20 protein-coding genes are annotated in these 21104 nt (G+C 51.9%); 7 read left to right on the top strand and 13 right to left on the bottom strand.

Annotation, left to right across the window (positions count from 1 at the left end):
- The first annotated feature begins 17 nt into the window (after positions 1 to 17).
- Positions 18 to 1385 carry a deoxyguanosinetriphosphate triphosphohydrolase gene (locus B4E62_RS06215; protein ID WP_310075456.1) on the top strand — a complete coding sequence of 456 codons (1368 nt, stop codon included), beginning with the start codon at positions 18 to 20 and terminating at the stop codon, positions 1383 to 1385.
- A 148-nt stretch (positions 1386 to 1533) separates the two neighbouring features.
- Here B4E62_RS06215 and B4E62_RS06210 read toward each other — a convergent pair whose 3' ends face one another.
- The 4 genes from B4E62_RS06210 to gatC all read right to left on the bottom strand — a co-directional run bounded on the left by B4E62_RS06210 (position 1534) and on the right by gatC (position 5155).
- Positions 1534 to 1830, bottom strand: coding sequence for a PA4642 family protein (locus B4E62_RS06210; RefSeq protein ID WP_310075458.1), 297 nt, complete (start codon positions 1828 to 1830; stop codon positions 1534 to 1536).
- A gap of 10 nt (positions 1831 to 1840) precedes the next feature.
- Entirely contained in the window at positions 1841 to 3286 is a 1446-nt protein-coding gene (gene gatB, locus B4E62_RS06205; RefSeq protein WP_331351495.1) for an Asp-tRNA(Asn)/Glu-tRNA(Gln) amidotransferase subunit GatB, read from the bottom strand.
- A gap of 11 nt (positions 3287 to 3297) precedes the next feature.
- Positions 3298 to 4752 (bottom strand): Asp-tRNA(Asn)/Glu-tRNA(Gln) amidotransferase subunit GatA, encoded by a 1455-nt coding sequence (gatA, locus tag B4E62_RS06200; RefSeq protein ID WP_331351494.1) that lies wholly within the window; start codon positions 4750 to 4752, stop codon positions 3298 to 3300.
- 115 nt (positions 4753 to 4867) lie between these two features.
- Positions 4868 to 5155: an Asp-tRNA(Asn)/Glu-tRNA(Gln) amidotransferase subunit GatC gene (gene gatC, locus B4E62_RS06195; protein ID WP_310075466.1), complete on the bottom strand. Its 288-nt coding sequence runs from the start codon at positions 5153 to 5155 to the stop codon at positions 4868 to 4870.
- A 455-nt stretch (positions 5156 to 5610) separates the two neighbouring features.
- On the opposite strand from gatC, the gene B4E62_RS06190 reads away from it, so the two are divergent.
- The 6 genes from B4E62_RS06190 (at position 5611) to B4E62_RS06165 (ending at position 14516) form a co-directional block, all read left to right on the top strand.
- Positions 5611 to 6645, top strand: coding sequence for a rod shape-determining protein (locus tag B4E62_RS06190; protein ID WP_062066743.1), 1035 nt, complete (start codon positions 5611 to 5613; stop codon positions 6643 to 6645).
- Positions 6646 to 6709: 64 nt separating this feature from the next.
- Positions 6710 to 7627 (top strand): rod shape-determining protein MreC, encoded by a 918-nt coding sequence (mreC, locus tag B4E62_RS06185; RefSeq protein ID WP_310075702.1) that lies wholly within the window; start codon positions 6710 to 6712, stop codon positions 7625 to 7627.
- Entirely contained in the window at positions 7627 to 8112 is a 486-nt protein-coding gene (mreD, locus tag B4E62_RS06180; protein WP_310075471.1) for a rod shape-determining protein MreD, read from the top strand. Before mreC ends, mreD begins: the two co-directional genes overlap by 1 nt.
- A 68-nt stretch (positions 8113 to 8180) precedes the next feature.
- Positions 8181 to 8807 carry a Maf family protein gene (locus tag B4E62_RS06175; protein ID WP_331351493.1) on the top strand — a complete coding sequence of 209 codons (627 nt, stop codon included), beginning with the start codon at positions 8181 to 8183 and terminating at the stop codon, positions 8805 to 8807.
- Positions 8804 to 10273, top strand: a complete 1470-nt coding sequence (rng, locus tag B4E62_RS06170) for a ribonuclease G (RefSeq protein WP_310075475.1) — start codon at positions 8804 to 8806, stop codon at positions 10271 to 10273. Before B4E62_RS06175 ends, rng begins: the two co-directional genes overlap by 4 nt.
- A gap of 52 nt (positions 10274 to 10325) precedes the next feature.
- Positions 10326 to 14516: a YhdP family protein gene (locus B4E62_RS06165; RefSeq protein ID WP_331351492.1), complete on the top strand. Its 4191-nt coding sequence runs from the start codon at positions 10326 to 10328 to the stop codon at positions 14514 to 14516.
- A gap of 53 nt (positions 14517 to 14569) precedes the next feature.
- Here the strand turns inward: B4E62_RS06165 and yjgA are convergent, their stop codons facing one another.
- From yjgA to lptC, 9 genes are all read right to left on the bottom strand, one after another.
- Positions 14570 to 15088, bottom strand: coding sequence for a ribosome biogenesis factor YjgA (gene yjgA / locus B4E62_RS06160; RefSeq protein ID WP_310075481.1), 519 nt, complete (start codon positions 15086 to 15088; stop codon positions 14570 to 14572).
- A 103-nt stretch (positions 15089 to 15191) separates the two neighbouring features.
- On the bottom strand, positions 15192 to 15464 hold the full coding sequence (locus tag B4E62_RS06155) for an HPr family phosphocarrier protein (RefSeq protein WP_310075483.1): 273 nt from the start codon (positions 15462 to 15464) through the stop codon (positions 15192 to 15194).
- A 3-nt stretch (positions 15465 to 15467) separates the two neighbouring features.
- Positions 15468 to 16337 (bottom strand): RNase adapter RapZ, encoded by an 870-nt coding sequence (gene rapZ, locus B4E62_RS06150; protein ID WP_310075485.1) that lies wholly within the window; start codon positions 16335 to 16337, stop codon positions 15468 to 15470.
- A gap of 11 nt (positions 16338 to 16348) precedes the next feature.
- Complete coding sequence (ptsN, locus tag B4E62_RS06145) at positions 16349 to 16801, bottom strand: PTS IIA-like nitrogen regulatory protein PtsN (RefSeq protein WP_331351491.1); 453 nt, start codon at positions 16799 to 16801, stop codon at positions 16349 to 16351.
- Between the two features lie 98 nt (positions 16802 to 16899).
- Positions 16900 to 17190: a ribosome hibernation-promoting factor, HPF/YfiA family gene (hpf, locus tag B4E62_RS06140; protein WP_310075488.1), complete on the bottom strand. Its 291-nt coding sequence runs from the start codon at positions 17188 to 17190 to the stop codon at positions 16900 to 16902.
- Positions 17191 to 17300: 110 nt separating this feature from the next.
- Positions 17301 to 18959 carry an RNA polymerase factor sigma-54 gene (locus B4E62_RS06135; RefSeq protein ID WP_331351490.1) on the bottom strand — a complete coding sequence of 553 codons (1659 nt, stop codon included), beginning with the start codon at positions 18957 to 18959 and terminating at the stop codon, positions 17301 to 17303.
- A gap of 203 nt (positions 18960 to 19162) precedes the next feature.
- On the bottom strand, positions 19163 to 19888 hold the full coding sequence (gene lptB, locus B4E62_RS06130) for an LPS export ABC transporter ATP-binding protein (RefSeq protein ID WP_310075492.1): 726 nt from the start codon (positions 19886 to 19888) through the stop codon (positions 19163 to 19165).
- A gap of 5 nt (positions 19889 to 19893) precedes the next feature.
- A complete protein-coding gene (gene lptA / locus B4E62_RS06125) occupies positions 19894 to 20505 on the bottom strand; it encodes a lipopolysaccharide transport periplasmic protein LptA (protein WP_310075495.1) in 612 nt (203 codons plus the stop codon).
- A complete protein-coding gene (lptC, locus tag B4E62_RS06120) occupies positions 20492 to 21103 on the bottom strand; it encodes an LPS export ABC transporter periplasmic protein LptC (RefSeq protein ID WP_310075497.1) in 612 nt (203 codons plus the stop codon). The genes lptA and lptC overlap by 14 nt, the downstream gene beginning before the upstream one ends.
- Between the last annotated feature and the right edge of the window lies 1 nt (position 21104).

The raw sequence follows: 21104 nt of genomic DNA, 5'->3' as shown, positions 1-21104 counted from the left end.
CTGTTAGGGATGTATGTATGGCCATGAATTGGAAACAACTACTCTGCGCTGACCGCTTGGGTAATCGCACAGCAAAACACGAGGAGGGGCGTTCACCGTTTCACTCAGATCACGACAAGATTATTTTTTCGGGCGCTTTTCGCCGGCTTGCGCGCAAAACGCAAGTGCATCCGCTCGCGACTAATGATCATATCCACAACCGCATGACGCATAGTTTGGAAGTGGCTTGTGTGGGGCGCACGCTCGGCATTCGTGTGGGACAAGCGTTAAAAGATAAAGGTGATTTGCCTGCGCATATTTGGCCTACCGATATTGGCGATATCGTACAAGCCACTTGCCTTGCGCACGATATTGGCAACCCGCCGTTTGGTCATACCGGTGAAGATGCGATCCGCAACTGGTTCCAAAAAGAAGGTGCAGAATTTTTAAGGGATCTATCGCCCTCTGAGCAAGATGACATTCGTGTGTTTGAAGGTAATGCGCAGGGGCTACGCGTGTTGACTACTTCTGAGTATCACCAATTTCACGATGGCATGCGTTTGACTTATGCAACGCTGGCATCATCAATTAAATATCCCTGGACTTCATCACCTACCGTGTTAGGTCAGCGTCCAAAAGATGCCAAGTACGGTATTTTTCAAACGGAATTGGCGCATGTGCATGAGATCGCTCAAAAAACCGGTTTGATTGAAATGGGGCCTGATTGGTATTGCCGCCATCCGCTGGTGTATTTAATGGAAGCAGCGGATGATTTTTGCTACGGCATTATTGATCTGGAAGACGGTTTGGAAATGGGCATTCTCAATTGGAATGAGATTTATGAATTGTTGCATCCTGTAATTTCTGATTCTGCACAGTTACCGGAATTGGAGCGGTTACTGAAAAAGGTTAACGACGGACGCAAGCCAGCGTTGGTGCGCGGTAAAGTTATCGATGCATTTATCAATGCAGGCACAGCAGCATTTATTAAACATCAGGATGCTTTTTTACGTGGCGAAGTGCAGGGCGATTTGATTTCGTTGTGCGATCCCAAAGTAAAAAATGCAGTGCAAGCCGCAAAAGATTTAGCCAAGCGAAAAATATTTAATCATTCGCGTCGGGTTGAATTGGAAATTGGTGCTTATACAGTGATAGGGACTTTGTTGAATACGATTTGTTCTGCGGTTTATGCATCGCTTGGCGATGTGTCTCAAATGACTTACAAAGACAATCGGGTAATGGCCTTGATTGGCGAAAATAATTTCCATCCTGATGTAAGTAAGCGTGGAGAAAATTACAAATATCTGGCGTTGATGGCAGTGATCGATTACATAAGTGGTATGACCGATAACTATGCGACTAATCTTGCTAAACAATTTAATGGTATGGGGTATTCGCAATACTAGTCTGGTGTTGCTTGTTTAAGTCATGATGATAGAGACGGCTACTGTATGGTGGTGAGAGGTGAACTGCACCTGTCGAACTGGCGTAGTCGCCAGCTTTTGGGGTGCAGTTTGGTACGCGCAATTTTCTGCTTGTTAGTTTGTGAGTTATTTACTTCGCGCCAGCTGCTTCCAAAGCAACTGCGTACTCTTCACCGTTGCGATGGGCCTTTACGACTTGCAGGAAAGTTTTGCCTTCCGGGCCGATTGCGTTTACATCTTTACCTGCTTCGATAAATAATTTTACGAAAGTGCCGAAGTTTTCACCGCGCATACCGCGATAGGCTTTCTCCAATAAATGGAAGTCGGCGTTGATACCCGCAGGTGCGGGGTAATCCAAAAAGGTGGCGATGCGGGCTTCGTCGAAGATTTCGCCGAGGACTTTTTCTTTGTCTTTGCGTAGGCTCATTTCAGTTCTCTTAACCGTTCAATTTCTTAATTAATAATTCATTCAGCGCTTGCGGATTCGCTTGGCCTTTTGATGCTTTCATCGCCTGACCCACAAAGAAACCGAGCATTTTTGCGCGTTTGTCTTCGGCGGCGGCGCGGTAGCCTTCTACTTGTGCGGTATTGGCAGCAAGTATGTCATCGATAATTTTTTCCAGTGCGCCAGTATCGGAAACTTGTTTCAACCCTTTGGTTTCGATAATGGTGTCGGCATCGCCTTCGCCGTTGCAAATCGCTTCAAACACTTGTTTGGCAATTTTGCTCGACAAGGTGCCATCTTTTACGCGGACTACCAAGCCAGCGAGTAATTCGGGTGTAACGGGCGATTGATCAATGCGCTGTTCGGTGCGATTTAAATAAGCGCCCAGGTCAGCCATGATCCAGTTGGCAGTGAGTTTTGCTTCCCCGGAAATTTTGGTTGAAGCTTCAAAAAATGCCGCCGCAAATTTATCCATGGTGATTTGGCCTGCATCGTAGCTGCTCAAACCATATTGCTCGACAAATCGTGCGCGCTTGGCTTCGGGTAATTCCGGCATTTGTTTGCGTACGGATTCTATGTACTCATCATCCAGAATAACGGGTAGCAGATCAGGACAGGGGAAGTAGCGGTAATCGTTGCTGTCTTCTTTGCTGCGCATTGAGCGGGCTTTTTTGGTATCACCGTTATACAGGCGAGTTTCCTGACGAATTTTTCCGCCGTCTTCAAGTACATCAATTTGACGCTCAACTTCGAGTGCAATCGCTTCTTCCATAAACTTGAATGAGTTCAAGTTTTTGGTTTCAGTGCGCGTGCCGAGTTTTTCCTGACCTTTGGGACGCACGGAAATGTTTACGTCGAAACGCATAGAGCCTTGGCTCATGTCACCGTCGCAAATTTCCAGTGAGGTAACGATGGAGTGCAATTTTTTTGCGAAGGCGACGGCTTCTTCGGCGCTGCGCATATCCGGTTCAGTTACTACTTCGATCAGTGGCGTACCGGCGCGGTTTAAATCGATACCGCTCATGCCGGCGAAATCTTCGTGCAACGATTTTCCGGCATCTTCTTCCAGATGTGCGTGGTGAATGCGAACGCGTTTGGTGCGGCCTTCACCCAGCTCCAAATCAACAAAGCCCGCGCCGACAATTGGCTCGGCGAGTTGTGTGGTTTGATAACCTTTAGGCAAATCGGGATAAAAATAATTTTTGCGTTCAAACACCGAGCGCTTGCCGATTTCTGCATTCACCGCCAAACCAAACATGGTGGCGAAACGAAATGCTTGTTCGTTAGCGACGGGCAGTGTGCCGGGCAATGCCAGATCAATTGCGCAAGCCTGGGTGTTTGGCTCAGCACCGAATGCAGTGCTGGCGCCGGAGAAAATTTTGGTTTTGGTCGCGAGTTGTACGTGAACTTCCAACCCGATTACGGTTTCCCATTGCATGCTATGGCTCCTTACTCAATGCCAGGTGCAGATTGTTGGTGGAAGTTAGTCGCTTGTTGGAATTGATGCGCGGCATTTAACAATTGGCCCTCGGCGAAAAAGTTACCAATCAATTGCAAACCAACGGGTTTGTTATCCACCAAACCGCAAGGAATCGACAAGCCGGGCAGGCCTGCGAGGTTGGTTGCGATGGTGTAAATATCTTCCAGATACATTGCCACTGGATCTTTGGTTTTTGAACCAAATTGGAATGCGGGCGAGGGCGAGGTTGGCCCAAGAATAACATCGACACTTTCAAATGCATCGACAAAATCCTGCTTGATCAAACGACGCACTTTTTGCGCTTTGCTGTAATATGCATCGTAATAACCGGCAGAAAGTGCGTAAGCGCCAACCAAAATACGGCGCTTTACTTCTGCACCAAAACCTTCACTGCGCGAGCGCATGTAAAGATCATTTAAATCTTTTGGATTCTCACAGCGATGGCCATAACGCACGCCATCAAAACGCGACAAGTTCGCGGAGCATTCTGCCGGTGCAATTACGTAGTAAGCAGGCACGGCAAGATGCGTGTGCGGCAAGCTGACGCTATGAATGGTCGCGCCCAAACTTTCGTAGACTTTGATTGCATCTTCAACCAGTTGTGCTGTGTTTGGATTCAAGCCTTCGCCGAAATATTCTTTCGGCACGCCAATGCGTAAACCCTTTAAGGATTTATTTAAATCAGCGGTGTAATCCGGTACCTCGCGTTCAACGCAGGTGGAATCTTTTGCATCAAAGCTCGCCATATCGTTTAACAAAATTGCAGCGTCTTCAGCGGTGCGCGATAAAATTCCCGCTTGATCCAGACTTGATGCAAACGCAATCATGCCCCAGCGCGATACGCGGCCGTAAGTCGGTTTAATGCCGGTTAATCCGCAGAGTGCTGCGGGTTGGCGAATTGAACCGCCGGTATCTGATGCGGTAGCAGCCGGTGCTAAGTGCGCAGCAACTGCAGCAGCAGAACCACCTGAAGACCCGCCGGGTACGCAATCAATTGCCCAAGGATTTTTTACCGGGCCATACCAGCTGGTCTCGTTAGATGAACCCATCGCGAATTCATCCATGTTGGTTTTACCCAACATCACCACACCGGAATTTAAATAATTTTCCACGATGGTGGCGTTATAGGGCGCAATAAATTTATCGAGCATTTTTGATGCGCAAGACGTGCGCACACCGGTGGTACAGAAAATATCTTTATGTGCGATAGGCACGCCGCACAGTGCAGGCGCATTACCTGCGGCTAAACGTGCATCAGCAGCAGCTGCTTGTTGCAATGCGATATCGGCAGTGACAGTAATAAAACTGTTGTAGGTTTTGTCGAGGCGCGCAATGCGGTCGAGATAATGTTGGGTCACTTCGGTACTGGAAAAGTCTTTGTTGCGCAGACCTTTTACCAGTTCGGCAATGGTGAACTGATGCATTCAAAAAATTCCTGAAATTTTTACTGTAGGGGCGCTGCTTGCCGCGCCCATTCTCCGGGCGTTGTGAGCGGCGCCCATAGATATTCAGGGCGCAGCAAGCGGCGCCCCTACATTGTTATTCGATAACTTGCGGCACCAAATACAGGCCATCTTGTGTGGCTGGTGCAATCGCTTGAAAGGCTTCGCGTTGATTTGGTTCGGTTACTACATCCGCGCGCAGGCGTTGTACTGCATCCAATGGATGCGCCATGGGCAATACACCATCGGTATTCACGGCTTGCAGTTGGTCAACCAGAGCCAGTACATCGGAGATGCTTTTTGCCGCTTCATCGGCAGCTTCGTCGCTAATCTGGATACGCGCCAGCGTTGCCAGCTTGGCGATATCGGAACGGTCTACAGCCATGGGGTGTTAGCTCCAGCAGATAAAAAATCAAATAGTGCGGCGAAGTTGCGGCGAAACCTGCTTCAACCCGCCAAAAATGGGCGCCCAAGTTACCACATTTGCGCCTTGCCCTGAACCCTTGCGGTTGATAGAGTGCGGCGAATTTTGCCGAACCCGGCAGTGGATTTTTGGCGAAGGTCGAGTTGCGCAAAAAATAGCCGCAAACGTCGGCGAAATTCGCGATCAAATTGAACTTTAGGGTTAATTTAGGTCGGATAAAAAGCGAAAATTCACTTATACTGCGCGCTTCCTAAAAATTTGCAGGGATTCTTTGCGAGCAGCAGAGAAAATTGTTTAAGGAACTGAACCCTTGATGCCCATGCGCACTGTCGCACGAGTAGGCAGCAACGTTGTTGGCGACACAAAACAACACGAATTCTATTTCAACACATTCTAATTTAAGGCCCCGTCCCGTCATGATGAAACTTTTGCGTGGAGCATTTTCTAACGATCTCTCAATCGACCTTGGTACAGCGAACACCCTGATTTATGTGCGCGGTCGCGGCATAGTGCTCAACGAGCCATCAGTGGTTGCGATTCGCCATCACAACGGCACCAAGATTGTGGAAGCCGTAGGTGTTGAAGCCAAGCGTATGCTGGGCCGTACTCCGGGTAACATCACCGCGATCCGCCCGCTGAAAGACGGCGTTATTGCCGACTTCCAGGTTACTGAAAAAATGCTGCAACACTTTATCCGCAAAGTTCATGAAAATTCCTGGTTTAGCCCATCTCCCCGCGTCCTGATCAGTGTTCCCTGTCTCTCCACCGAAGTTGAAAAGCGTGCGATCCGCGAATCCGCGTTAGGTGCTGGTGCGCGTGAAGTGCGTTTGATTGAAGAGCCTATGGCAGCAGCGATTGGTGCTGGCTTGAAGGTTTCTGAAGCTAACGGTTCGATGGTAGTGGATATCGGTGGCGGTACTACCGAGATCGCGGTTATCTCCCTGAATGGTGTGGTTTATTCTGACTCTGTGCGCATTGGTGGTGACCGTTTCGACGAAGCTATCGTTAACTATGTGCGCCGCAACTACGGCAGTGTGATTGGTGATGCAACCGCTGAGCGTATCAAGCAAGAAATTGGCTGTGCCTTTGCGGGCAGCGAAATCCGCGAGATTGATGTGCGCGGCCGCAATCTGGCTGAAGGGGTACCGCGCAGCTTTACCCTGAGCAGCGATGAAATCCTTGAGGCTTTGCAAGATCCGCTGGCTGGTATCGTTCAGGCGGTAAAGAGCGCGCTGGAGCAATCGCCACCGGAATTGGCTTCTGACATCGCAGAAAGCGGTGTTGTGTTGACTGGCGGCGGGGCATTGTTGCGCGATATCGACCGCTTGTTGTCCAACGAAACCGGTCTTCCGTTTATTGTGGCTGAAGACCCGCTCACCTGTGTGGCTCGTGGTGGTGGTATTGCGCTGGAGATGAATGACAAGCGCAATATTGACCTGCTGTCGTCCTGATATGTTTTGAAGCCAGCTAGCCACACGGCTAACAACTGGCTTCAACTCCACGGGAGAACTCACCATTAAACCGCTCTTTGCACGAGGCTCATCTGCCACCAGTCGCGCCTTTCTCTTCATCCTGATTATGGTGGTGTTGGTGGTGGTAGGGCTCTATACCGACCGCCTCGAACCCCTGCGCGAAAAACTCGCGCAGGCGGTAACCCCTTTTTACCAGATCACTGATGTGCCCAGCCGTGTTAACGATTGGCGCAAGGACACCTTTGTCTCCCACGCTGACCTGAAGCTCGAAAACGAAGCGCTTAAAACCGAGTTGTTGATTCATCAGCGCAAACTGCAACAGCTTGCCTCACTGGCGGCGGAAAACGTGCGCTTGCGCCAGTTGCTCAATGCCAGCCAGATGTTGCAGGACACGGTGTTGATTGCCGAGTTGATCGGCGTCTCGCCCAACCCGCTCAGTCATAAAGTCATTATCAATCGCGGCAGCAAAGACGGTGCGTTTAAAGGTCAGCCAGTGTTGGATGCGTTTGGTTTGATGGGGCAGGTGATCGAGGTGGGTGAGACATCCAGCACGGTGCTGTTGATCTCTGATTCGACCCACGCGATCCCGGTGCAAGTCAACCGCAATGGGGTGCGCGCTATCGCTGAAGGCACGGGTGACTTGAACAGTTTGAGTCTGCGCCATGTGTCGGCCAATACCGATATCCGCGCGGGCGATTTGCTCGTCAGCTCGGGGTTGGGTGAGCGTTTTCCGACCGGCTACCCAGTCGCTGAAGTGCTGCAGGTAGTGCGCGATCCAGGCAAGGCATTCCTCACGGTGATCGCCCAGCCTATGGCGCGTTTGGATCGCAGCCGTCATCTATTGCTGGTCTTTGAAAACCGCGACCGTGCCAGTGTGCCCGGCGCCTTGAGTGTGCCAGCAGCGGAAGCGGCTTCCCCGACAACATCGGCCGCTGCCAGCTCTGTGAGCGGGGGGCGCTGATGCTCAGCCCGCAGCTCAATCTCTACTTTATTGTTGCCCTGAGTTTTTTAGTGGCTTTGGTGCTGTCGGTATATCCACTGCCGATGGATATGCGTTGGTGGCGCCCTGAGTTTGTGTTGGTGGTGGCAATCTACTGGATTTTTTTTATGCCGCTGACCGTGAGTTTTACCCTGCTTTGCGCATTGGGGCTGTTTCAGGATTTGCTTGAAGGCGTACCTTTTGGGCAGCACAGTTTGGGGCTGGTGATAGTGGCCTATATTTGTATCCTGTCTTACCAGCGAGTGCGCAATTTTTCGATCTGGCGCCAATCGGGCTGGATCTTTGTGTTGGTTGGGATCGCCCAGCTGACCGATAACTGGGTGCAGGGTATGGCAGGGCGGCCGCTCTCGGGCGTCCAGTTCTTATATCCGGCATTGACCAGCGCGCTTTTATGGCCAGCCTGTTACTGGTGGCTAAACGGTATGACTCATCGCTACCATCATTAACAGCTTGGCCGTTGATAATGGATAGCCCTGCACAATAATTATGCTTTGCGGTATCAGGAGTTTTCAGGGTGAGCGCAGTTGTTTCCGATGTTGTTCCAGATCTGTACCTTGCATCCCAGTCTCCCCGTAGACGTGAACTGCTGCGCCAGATTGGTGTGCGCCACGCCGTGATTTCTGCCGCTATTCCCGAACAGCCTGCCGCCGGTGAAACCGCACTGGAGTATGTGCGGCGCCTGGCGAGTGAGAAGGCCGCCGCTGGCTATGCCCAATTGCTCCAACAGCAATTGCCGATTGCGCCAGTTTTGGGCGCCGATACACTCGGTTTGCTCGACGGTGAGATCCTTGAAAAGCCGCGTGACCAAGCCCATGCCCAACACATGTTGCGTCAACTGTCTGGTCGCACCCATCAAGTGATTACCGCCGTTGCCCTCCATTCACATGCACAACAGGCCCTGCGTGTCTCCACCACGCATGTGACGTTTCGTGAACTCAGCGATGCTGAAATTGCAGCGTATTGGAAAACCGGTGAGCCACAGGATAAGGCGGGAGGCTACGGAATTCAGGGGCTGGGCGCTGTGTTTGTGAAAGAAATTCGCGGCAGCTACTCTTGCGTTGTCGGCCTGCCAATAGAGGCGACCCTGGAGTTGCTGCAGGAATTTGGTGTGCCCTGGTGGACTGCCGGAGCGGATGTATGAGTGAAGAAATCCTGATCAATGTTTCCCCGGTGGAAACCCGTGTGGCTCTGGTTGAGAACGGGGTGGTCCAAGAGTTTTATATCGAGCGCAGCCACGGCGAGAGCTATGTGGGCAATATCTATAAAGGCAAGGTTGTGCGGGTGCTGCCCGGCATGCAGGCTGCATTTGTCGATATCGGCCTTGAGCGCACCGGGTTTATCCACGCCGCCGACATGATGCCCGAGCCGCCGGAAGGCGAAATCCGCCGTGCTGAGGTACCGGATATCCGTACGTTGGTGCGCGAAGGCCAAACCCTGCTCGTGCAGGTGGCCAAAGACCCTATCAGTACCAAGGGAGCGCGCCTGACGACTCATTTGACACTTTCTTCCCGCTATCTTGTCTATATGCCCAACTCCAGCCATATCGGAGTGTCTACCCGAATTGAAGATGAGCCCGAGCGCGAGCGTTTGCGGCAAGCGGTGGAGACCGCAGTAGCGGAGCAAGACATTGTCGGTGGATTTATTGTGCGCACGGTGGCTGAAGGTGCGGACGCCGATGCGATCATTGCTGATATCCCGTTTTTGCGGCAGCTGTGGGAAGATTTAAGTGCGAAATTGCCCGGTCTGGGCGTTCCTGCGGAACTTCACCGCGATATGCCGCTCTATCTGCGCGCCCTGCGCGATATGGCGCGCGCGCCGATTGACCGGGTACGGGTGGATTCGCGCCTGACTTGGCAGCAGATGCAAGAGTTCGCTGCCAAGTATGCGCCCCAGTTGGTGGAGCTGATCGAGCTCTACAGCGGCGACCGCCCGTTACTGGAACTCTACGGTGTGGAAGAGGAAATTCACCGCGCGCTAGAACCGCGTGTGCCGCTCAAATCCAATGGTTATTTGATTATCGAGCAGACCGAAGCCATGACTACGGTGGATGTCAACACCGGTGCCTTTGTCGGTCATCGCAATCTGGAAGAGACGATTTTCAAAACCAATCTGGAGGCGGCCTCGTCGATTGCGCGCCAACTCAGGCTGCGCAATCTGGGTGGGATTATCATCCTCGATTTTATCGATATGAAAGACTCGGAGCACCAGCGTCAGGTACTGCGCACCCTAGAAAAAGCGTTGGAAAAAGATCACGCCAAAACCCGGATTACAGGGGTGTCGGAATTGGGGTTGGTGGAGATGGCGCGCAAGCGCACGCGCGAATCCCTGGGGCAGATGCTGTGCGAACCCTGTCCGGTATGCCAGGGGCGCGGGCAGGTGAAATCGGCGGAAACCGTGTGTTACGAGATTTTCCGCGAGGTGCTGCGTATGGCTCGCACCTATGACAACGAGAAATTTTTGGTGTTGGCATCGCAGCTGGTAGTGGATCGCCTGCTGGATGAAGAGGCCACTTACGTGGCTGATTTGGAAGCGTTTATCAAACGAACCATTGAATTCAGGGTCGAGGCGCTCTTTCATCAAGAGCAGTACGATATCGTGTTGGTCTAATGTTTACCCAACACACTCCATGTAACCCCTGGCCCGGAAATAGATAGCAGTAATGACACGCGCTTTACGCAAATTGGTGAAATGGTCTTACTTCCTGATTGCCCTCGCCCTGATTTTATTGGCGGTGCTGGTGCAATCCGGGCGTAGCTTTTCCCATTTGTTGAGCGGCTACAATCAACACATCGCTAGCTACTTCTCATCCCAACTCAATGCGCAAGTCACTATCGGTCAAATTGAGGCCGACTGGAATGGGCTGAAACCCAATTTGGTGATTCAGGATTTCAGCATCAAGAGCCAAGCCAACCAACCGATAGTCGCGTTTAAACAGGCGCGCCTGCGATTGGATATGTTGGAGTCTCTGCTCAATTTGCGTTTGGTATGGAGCAACCTCTCGCTCAGCCAGGTAGAGATGACCTTCGCGCAGACCGCAGACGGTTTTTGGCAGATTCCCGGTTTGCCCAAGCGCGCTGATGCGACAAAGCCTGAAGTACAGATGGATGCACTGTTGGATATGCTGCTTCTATCCACGCGGATTGAATTCCAAAGTAGTCATCTGCGCTTTCACTTTACATCCGGTAAACAGGTACAGCTGGATTCACCCTACCTGTTGCTTGAAAACGCCGATGATTTCCACCGTCTTGCCCTGCAGATTGATGTGGATGCACAGCCGCGCAGTGTTTACCTGATTATGGAAGGGCAAGGTGACCCCCGCGATCAGTCGCGGTTTCGCAGCCGCGGATATCTGCAGCTCAACCGCTTCCCCACCAGTGAACCTATAGCGGCGGCGAGTGCATTCCTGCTCAGCGGCACCGGCAATTCCAGCCTGCTAAGTGAAGGTATGGTGGATGCCAATATCTGGTTTGAAAGTCGTAGTAAAGGTAAGGGGTACGATTTGGTAGGGCGTTTGGGTTTGCAGCGCTTGTCGCTGCCAGTAGGGGCAAACCGTTTATCATTGGATGGTTTTTCTACCGAACTCGCTGGCTTTTGGCTACCCAACGGCGAATGGCGCTTGGGTTTGCAGCAAGTTAATGCCGCCATGAAAGCACATAATATTAACGACGTTAACCTCGCGATTGCCTCGTCCGGTTTTAAACGCCCCCTGCAAGTTAGCATGGATACACTGGATCTGGCCCGCCTCACCAATATGCTGGGCGATTCAGGTGTTATGGGCGAGGGCAAATTGCAGGGCTTATTAAAAACTCTGGCGCCGAGTGGCCAGCTGCGCAATTTGCAGATGAGCCTGCCTCTCGATCAACCGAAAGACTGGCAATTGCGCGCCAACCTGGACCAGGTTGCTACCAGTGCTTGGCAGGGTGTACCGGCACTTGCCGGAGTAGACGGCTATCTGCAAGTGGGGCAAAAAGGTGGTTTTGTCGATATTGACGCGCAGCGCCATTTCTCCATGCACTACTTGCCCACTTATGCTGAACCCATGGAGTACGACCGTGCCAAAGGGCAGGTGGCTTGGCATCTGCAGCCGGAAAATAACCAGATTTATGTTAACAGTGGCCAGTTGGAGTTCCGCAAAGGCGATGAACTGGCACGCGCTTATATGTGGCTGGGGCTGCCGTGGAAGCGCAACACAGGTGATATCGACCTGTATTTGCAGATTGGTGCCCAGCAGCTCAATGCCAGTCTTTACCAAAAATACACCCCGGCGGTAGTGCCGCAATCGCTCCACAAGTGGCTAGCGCAGAGTATTGGTGAGCAGAATCCCGGTGTGGCGACTGAGGCAGGCTTTGTCTATCGCGGTACGCTAAACACCAAAAATTCTATGGCGCGCACCTACCAGTTGTATCTGGATATTGAGGATGCCGAGCTGAATTATCATCCCGGCTGGCCCGCTTTAACCCACATGAATGGCCGCTTACTGGTGAGCGATGCGCGTGTCTCTGCCAGTGTTATCGACGCCGGGATTTATACCAGCCGCGTCACACACGCGGAAGTGCGCGTTAATCCGCGCGCGCAAGGTAAGGGCTCGCTGTTGCAAGTGGATGGGGAAATCTTTGGTGCTGCCAGCGATGGTATTCGTGTATTGCGCGAGGGCATGTTGCGCCAGTATCTGGGCAGCAGTATGGATTCCTGGTTTATGCAGGGCGAGATGCAGGCACGGCTCGATCTCGCCATCCCCATCGGAACTGGCGAGGAAAAGGCGGCAGGTGCGCGCCAACAAGTTGATGTAGCACTCAAGGTCCCGCGTTTTGAATTGCAAAACCTCAATCTGGCGCTGGACGATTTGACCGGACAAATCAGTTATAACAGCGACAAGGGGATCAGTAGTAACACGCTTAAGGCGCACTTTTTTGATGAGCCGGTTGAAGCCAGATTGAGCACCCGTAAACTTGATCACTACAGCAAAACCCTTATTGAGCTGGGTGGTGTGGTCGATGCCCAAAAAATCGCCTATTGGAGCAAGCGCCCGGAGGTACTCTTCCTGAGCGGCAACTTGCCCTACACCGCGCTGGTAGAATTAAACCATCGCCCGCAGCGCATAAGGAATCTGGTAGAACTGAGCCCCGAAGCGATGGCTGAGGCTGTGCAATCGCCGACCGAATTTGCTGATAGCGCTTTTGCCCAAGTCACTATCACCAGCAATCTGGCGAATGTCAGCGTCGATCTGCCTGCACCCTACGGCAAACCTGTGGAAGGTGAACGGCCATTTGAATTCAAACTCTGGTTGCAAGAGAGCCAAGCGCAAATTGATGTGCGCTACAACAATGATATCCAGGCGCTGCTGCGTACCGACCGGGTGCGTAATAACAGTTTGGTGAACGCCAATATCGCCCTTGCCAGTGCTGCAAAATTTAGCGACCAGCCACAATTTTTAGTTTCCGGTTTTTTGCCGGGTATTGATCTGGATACCTTGAAAGCGGTGCAATCCCGCTACAAAACTTACAGCGACCGGCTCGCCCCAGCTGTTGCGCGAGCCTTGTCATCACTGCAGCCTGATGCACCTGAATTGCTGGAGCAACCAGTCGGCTTGGTCGCTGGGCTGCCCTTTCGCGCTGAAGTGATGCTGGGGCAATACGAGCTGGGCTCGACAACTCTGGAAAACCTCAATGTGATAGCCATACCTGTGCGCTCCGGTTGGCAGTTGCAATTGGATAATGCGGTGGTTGCCGGTCGGCTGTTAGTACCAAATAGCCAGTTTACGCCCTTGCAAGTCGATCTAGACCGCTTGTCGTTGAGCCGTGCTGCGCTTGGCTTGGCTGATCCGCAAACTACCGAATCGCAATCTATCGATCCAGCCGCAGCTGAGGTGGTAATCACGGATGCGGTACCGGAAAAAGTAATAGATCCGCGCAAACTCCCGCTGGCCAATATCACTGTCAAGGCGCTGCTAATGGACGGCAATAACTATGGCAATTGGTCGCTCCAACTGCGCCCTGATGACAAAGGGGTAGTGATAGACAACATTCGTGGCAGTATCCGCGGTGTAACTGTCAGCGGTGCAGATAAGGCGACAGGTGGCGCCAAATTGATATGGCAAAACACACCAGTTGGCGTTCAAACCCGCTTTATTGGCAGCCTGGAGACGGGCGACATGGCGGAAGTACTACGTGCCTGGGATAAACCCGATACCTTGGAAAGCCGCCGGGCGTACTACCGTGCCGATCTTTTTTGGCCGGGCTCGCCGCAGGATTTCAAACTGGTCAACCTTGGGGGTGAAATGAGTATCGACATTGAGCAGGGTAGCTTCAAGCGAGATGCCAGTGCTGGCGATGGTCTGCTGAGGTTGATGTCGATCCTCAACTTTGACACCTTGGCGCGACGTTTGCGTTTTGATTTTTCCGATCTCTATAAAAGCGGCCTTGCTTACGATACCGTTAAAGGCAAGGTGCGGTTCAACCAAGGGGTGTTGGTTTTTGAGGAGCCGCTAGTGGTACGTACCCCATCGAGCGGTATGCAAATGGCGGGCAGTATTGACCTGCGCAACGAAACGATTAATACCCGTTTAGTGGCAACCTTACCCGTCGCCGGGAATATGACCTTTTATGCGGCATTGGCGACGGGGCTGCCAGCGGCGGCGGGGATTTACATCGTCAGCAAACTGTTTAAAAAGCAGGTCGATCAGGCCACAAGTGTCAGTTACACCATCAAAGGTAGCTGGGATGAACCCAAAATGAAGTTTAACCGGCTGTTTGAGAGCGAGAAGAGCTTGCGCGATAGCGTCAATAAAAAGGAGGTGAAAAAGCCGCCTCCGATCAATGAGGTGCAGGACGAATCTGGTAAGAAACAATAAGGGCGCCCATTCGGCGCCCTTGTTTTTGGTAGTTTGTTTTTGCGCGCAACGCGTTAATCCTGCGCTTCCAGCTGCTCGCGGATAAACGCAAAGAGTTTGCGTGCACTCGCAGGCGGCTTGTTCTCGTCGCGCTCTTTTTGCGCGGTGCGGATCAACTGGCGTAAGTGCTGCACATCAATTCCGGGGCAAGAGGTGACCAGTGTTTGGAAAATTTGTTTGTCGCCTTCAATTAGCAGGTCGCGATAGCGCTCTACCTGGTGTTGGCGATGCACATATTGATCGCTGCGGTTTTGCAGTTTGTCCACTGCTGCTTTGATTTCCTCGTGGTTGCCTTCGCGCATCAGGCGGCCAATATATTGCACCTGACGGCGGCGGGCTTCTTTGGGGGGTAATTTGCGCGCGATGTAAATAGCATCCAGCATAGTGTCGCTCAGCGGAATGCTGGCAAGTTGCTTTTCGTTCATGTCGATCAGGCTTTCCCCCAGCGCTTGCAACGCATGCATATCGCGTTTGACCTGCGATTTGCTAAGGATGTAGTCATCGGGGTTGATGTCGTCGTAGTTGTAAACCATGGCTGTAATGTCGGAGAAAGAATCAATAAAAGGGCGCGCAGCTTAGAGTAGTTGCCCGGGAACAACAACCTTTGTCGCTGGCGTTGGTTTAACAATAGGCTATTTATTCGCCTTCTTCAAAGCGGTCGGCAATCAGTGCGCGGATAGCACAGAGCGCGGCATCAGCATCATCGCCCTCTACGCTGACTTCCAGAGCAGTGCCCTGGCTAGCGGCTAGCAGCATCAACGACATAACACTCTTGGCATCGGCCCAGTTACCTTCGCCCACGCGTGCGAGTACCTTGGCCTGAAATTGGTTGGCAAGGGTCGCCAGCTTGGCGGCGGCGCGCGCATGTAGGCCGCGCTTGTTGATGATATCGAGCGTTTCGGTCTGCATGATCTAGGGTTTTTTGTGTTTGTTAATGTCGCGATGGCGAACTTGAACATCGCTGAAACTGTGGTCGAAATGTTTTTGCAGCCGCTCCGACAAGTAGACTGAGCGGTGTTGGCCGCCAGTACAACCGATTGCAATAGTGATATAGCTGCGGTTGTTGGCCTGATAGCGGGGCAGCCATCGGGTCAGGTAATGCTCGATATCTTCGTACATCTCCCTCACCGTCATTTGCTCTTCCAGAAACTCAATCACTTCCTGATCCTTGCCGGTTTGCGGACGCAGATTGGGCTTCCAGTGTGGATTGGGCAGGCAGCGCGCATCAAATACCAAATCGGCATTCACGGGTACACCGTGTTTGAAGCCAAAGGATTCAAACAAAATAGCCATGGTCGATTCACTGCGGCCCACGACCCGCTCTTTCACCAGATCGCGCAACTCATGCAGATTCAGGTGGCTGGTATCGATAATCTGGTCAGCACAATCGCGGATGGGCTCCAGAAGCTGCTGCTCAGCGCTGATCGCCTCTTCCAGGCTAGTATGTTTATCTGACAGCGGATGCTTGCGGCGGGTTTCACTGAATCGCTGGATCAATACCGGTGGTTGAGAATCGAGGAACAGGGTCTGGAAGGGCAGATGCGCTTCTTTGAGGGTGCTGATCATCTGCGGGAAGATAGCCAGATCTTGCCAGGCATTGCGCACATCGATACCAATGGCAAAGCGGTGTTGGTCATCTTTGTGGATCTGGATCTGGGCAACCAACGCAGGTAGCAGGCTGACGGGCAAGTTGTCGATACAGTTGAACCCCACATCCTCAAGGACATGGAGTGCCGTACTCTTACCCGAACCAGACAAGCCACTGACGATCACCAGATGCATATAAATCCTGTTTACGAGGTTGTTAGCGCTGCATCATAGAGCGCTTCATTAGTTTTGGCGGCGCGCAGGCGTTGGCGGTATTCGGCGTTGTTCAGTGCGCCAGCCAGTGCTGCCAAGGTTTGCAAGTGTTCGCTGTGGGCATCTTCCGGCACCAGCATCGCGAACAGAATATCGACCGGTTGCGAATCTATTGCATCGAAGTCGATTGGATCGGTCAGGGTAATCAGTGCACCCACAGTGCCTTTACAGTGTTCAATACGGCAGTGGGGGATTGCAATTCCGTGGCCAATACCAGTGGAGCCGAGGCGCTCGCGGCCAATCAGGCGGCGGAACAATTCATCGGCATCAATATCGGGGATATCCTGCGCAATGGTGTTGGCGAGCAACTCCAGTGCGCGTTTCTTGCTGCCCCCTTCGACGCCGCAGAGGGTGCGGCTGGGGCTGATCAGGGATTGAATTTGCATGACAAGGTGATGCTGGGCATCTCTCAATAAATAATGCAGACATCGCAAGGTAGCGATGGCGGCGTAGGTTCAGTTAACGATGGCGAGCTATCGCGCACTCAGCGATGGCTGCGCATCTTCTCTTTGTGTTTAATCAATTGGCGGTCAAGTTTATCAGCCAGTGCATCAATCGCGGCATACAGATCTTCATGAGTAGCTTCAGCGAATACATCTTTGCCGCTGACATGGATAGTGGCTTCTGCTTTTTGGATAAGTTTATCTACCGAGAGGATAACGTTGGTGCTGGTGATGCGGTCATGGTGGTGCGTTAAGCGCTCAATTTTACTGGTTACATACTCTTTCATGGAATCGGTAACTTCTACATGACGACCGCTGATATTTATTTGCATAGATACTTCCTCTCGCTAGAAACAAAACGGTTGCGACTGTCACAACCTCGCATTACATCAGTGATTTTTTTGATCCGAACTTTATTGGTACTACTAATACAACTAAATAGCTAAATAGTTTTGCGTTCATTCGACGGCGGAATGTTGAGTGATTCGCGGTATTTGGCAATAGTACGGCGCGCCACTTGAATCCCCTGCTCGGCGAGCAGGTCGGTAATCTTGCTATCGCTGAGCGGTTTTTTCGGATTCTCGGCACTTACCAATTTTTTGATAATCGCGCGAATTGCAGTTGATGAACATTCGCCACCACTGTCGGTGCTGACATGGCTGGAGAAAAAGTATTTCAGCTCGAAAATACCCTGTGGTGTGTGCATGTATTTTTGGGTGGTGACGCGTGAAATAGTCGATTCGTGCATCTCAACAATTTCAGCAATATCGTGCAGCACCAATGGCTTCATCGCTTCAGGACCGTAATCCAAAAAGCCGCGCTGTTTTTCCACAATACAACTCGCCACTTTTAACAGGGTTTCATTGCGGCTTTGCAAACTTTTTAAGAACCAGCGCGCCTCCTGCAAATTATCTTTGAGGAAGGTGTTGTCGGTGCTGGAGTCGGCGCGTTTCACCATAGAGGCGTAGTCGGAATTAATGCGCAAGCGCGGCGCAATATCCGGATTGAGTTCCACTATCCAGCGGCCATCGCGTTTTTCAACGAATACATCAGGTACTACATATTCGGTATCGCCATTGGCGATCATATCGCCTGGGCGCGGATTCAAACTTTGAATTAATGCCACTGCCTGGCTTAATTCAGCTTCTTTCAATTTGGTGCGGCGCATCAGCTGGCGATAATCGCGGCTGCCGAGTACCGGCAAATATTGTTTGGCAATTAATTTTGCCGAGTCCAAAAACGGTGTTTTCGGATCAAATTGTTGCAATTGCACCAACAGGCATTCAGATAGATTTTGACTGCATACGCCGCAAGGATCGAACTGTTGCAAGCGGTGTTGCACCGCTTCAACTTCGTCGAGTTCCAGCTCTTCAAAATCGCCGCGCATACCTTCAAAAATTTCTTCGATGGTGATGGACAGCATGCCGCTCGGTTCCACCGCATCGATAATTGCCATCGCCAGTACGCGGTCTCGATCCGACATGGGCGTCAGGTTTAACTGCCACATCAGATGGTCGTAGAGCGAATCAGTTGCGGCGCGGCGACTTTCAAAATCATTGTCTTCGTTGTCGTAATTGCTGGAGCTGCTGCTGGATGATGATTGGTAAACATCATCCCAGCTCGTGTCGACGGGGAGGTCACTGGGGATGGAATCGCTCCATTCGCCGGCGTCAGCACTAAATCCGTCGCCCTCACCGTACACATCACTATCGCCAAAACTCTCACTTTCACCAAAATTCTCACCTTCACCGAAGCTTTCACCGCCCTCGGTATAGCTATTGGTTTCGCTGTAGTTGTCGGCGCTGCTGGAGGAGAAATTTTCGCTCGCGGTAAAGTCAGTGCCGTGGTCAGTACCGGCTTCAGCAGCGATCTCTAACTGGCGAGTGTAATCCGCTTTATCCAGCTCACTGCCTTCGTAATCATTGGTGCTACTGGGGCTGTCGAAGCTTTCCTCCACTTCCAACATAGGATTGGATTCAAGCGCTTCCTGGATTTCTTGCTGCAGGTCTAATGTCGATAGTTGCAGTAGGCGGATTGCCTGCTGCAGTTGCGGAGTCATGGTCAGCTGCTGACCGAGTTTGAGCTGGAGAGATTGCTTCATTGTGTGAACGACAAACCCTTATAACGCAGGATGGAAAACATCAGATAGGTGGAGTTTAGTCAGGGTTTGGCGCGCAAGCAATAAGCTTAAGCAAGCTTTATGCCTAATGATCAAAGAATGTTACTTGTCAAGTTGTTTGTGTGTTGCCGAAGGTGTTGCTGACGGGCGGTTGGTAACACTGGTGGTGACGGGTTTAGCCACCTTTACAGACGGAAATGCTCGCCTAAATAGACTTCACGCACCTTGCTGTTGCTGAGTACGGTTTCGGCATCACCCTCGGCAATAATGTGGCCTTCGCTTACAATATAGGCGGTCTCACATATATCCAGTGTCTCGCGCACGTTGTGGTCAGTAATCAGCACGCCAATACCGCGGTCCTTAAGATGGCGCACAATTTCTTTGATATCGTTGACCGAGATGGGGTCAACTCCGGCAAAGGGTTCATCGAGCAAAATAAATTTGGGGTCGGTCGCTAGCGCACGAGCGATTTCTACCCGGCGGCGTTCGCCCCCTGAAAGTGCCATCCCCAGGCTGTCGCGGATGTGGGTGATGTGAAATTCATTAAGCAATGATTCGAGCTTTTCCTGGCGCTGGGTGCGATCCAAATCCTTGCGGGTTTCCAGGATTGCCATGATGTTATCGGCGACGGTCAGCTTGCGGAAAATCGAGGCTTCTTGTGGCAAGTAACCGATGCCGGCGCGAGCTCGGCCGTGGATGGGCAGTTGGGTAATATCGCGGTCGTCAATTAATACATTGCCATTATCGGCGGGCACCAGGCCGGCAATCATATAAAAGCAGGTGGTTTTACCGGCGCCATTGGGGCCGAGCAGGCCGACGATATGGCCGCTTTCCACAGTAATCGAGACGTCGATAACGACTTTACGTTTTTTGTAACTTTTTGCGAGATGGCGTGCGTGCAGGCTGGGCATAGGAGTTAAGGGGTTGCTTCAGTTGATGAGGATTGGGCTGCACTGGATGCGGCAGCGGGCTGGTCGTTACTGGTTTCAGTTTTGCCCGCCTTGGGGGGGATCACGATTTCGATCCGCTGGCCATCGCTGCCTGATGCACCATTACTGCCCGCCGCTTTCATCACTTCTTTTACTAAGTCGTAATCGATATGCGGGCCACTCATGACCGCACCGTTTTGCTCGACCGATGCATCTTCAATCAACACAAGATGCTCATTGCTGGGGGTATAAGTAATTTGTTTGGCAGCGGCGGTGACTACACCTTGATCCTTTTCCGGTTGCTGTTGGAAGCGCGCCGGGTTGCCGGTGGCGATCATTTTTTCAACACTGCTGTCGGGATTGGTGTGGATCACGATAGAGTCTGCCGAAATCACCAGTGAGCCCTGCTGGATTTTCACTGAACCAGTATAGGTGGCGACGCCGTTTTTCTGGTCGACGGTCAGATTATCCGCCGAACCGCGAATAGTTTCATTTTTGTCGCCGGGCAAAGCCAGGGCAGTGTTGCTATAACTGACAAAAACAGCAGCAATCGCTAGCGCAAATGGAGCTAGGGCAAAACGGAATTTAACGGGGATCATAAACAGCCTTAACCTGGGACTTTAACTGAAGCCGACTCTGCGCCAGGTCAGCATCCATACCTATTGCGTCTATCTGGCCTTTAGCGCTGCGCATATTAACAGCTTTGTCAGTTTCCGCGAATTGTTCACTGGCGCGCACCTGTAGCTCACTGGTGGTGATTTGGATCAGCCCCTGCGAAGGGGTCTGTTGCTGAATCAGGACATTGTCGAGCAGGCGGATCAACTGGCCATTTGCTTCACTGCGACCAGTGCTGGCACTGACCAGCCAGGGAGCATTAGCTTCGGCATCGTAAAACGCCATATCCGGGCGCTCGATCAGGGTGTAATCCGCATTCGAAGGGCCATCGGGATTTGCCTGGTAATGGGTGACTTGCGGTGTTGATAATTGGTAGTGCAATTTGCCTTGGGCATCGAATTCGCGAGTTTCCACGGCTTTCATATAAGTTTGGGGAAAGCCACTGGCGTCATACTCGTAGCCCACCAGTTCTGCTTTCTGGCGCAATGAAAAAGCAAAAAAACAAATCACCAGCGCGAAGGCGATTAGCCATGGTGCTGGCACATACTGGTGAATTCGGTAAGCGCGCTGCAACAGGTTCATC

Origin of the sequence: Cellvibrio sp. UBA7671, from assembly GCA_002483145.1 — a bacterium.
GTDB lineage: Bacteria > Pseudomonadota > Gammaproteobacteria > Pseudomonadales > Cellvibrionaceae > Cellvibrio > Cellvibrio fibrivorans.
The sequence above is the reverse complement of the archived record's forward strand: the minus strand, read 5'-3'. Positions and strand labels throughout refer to the sequence as shown.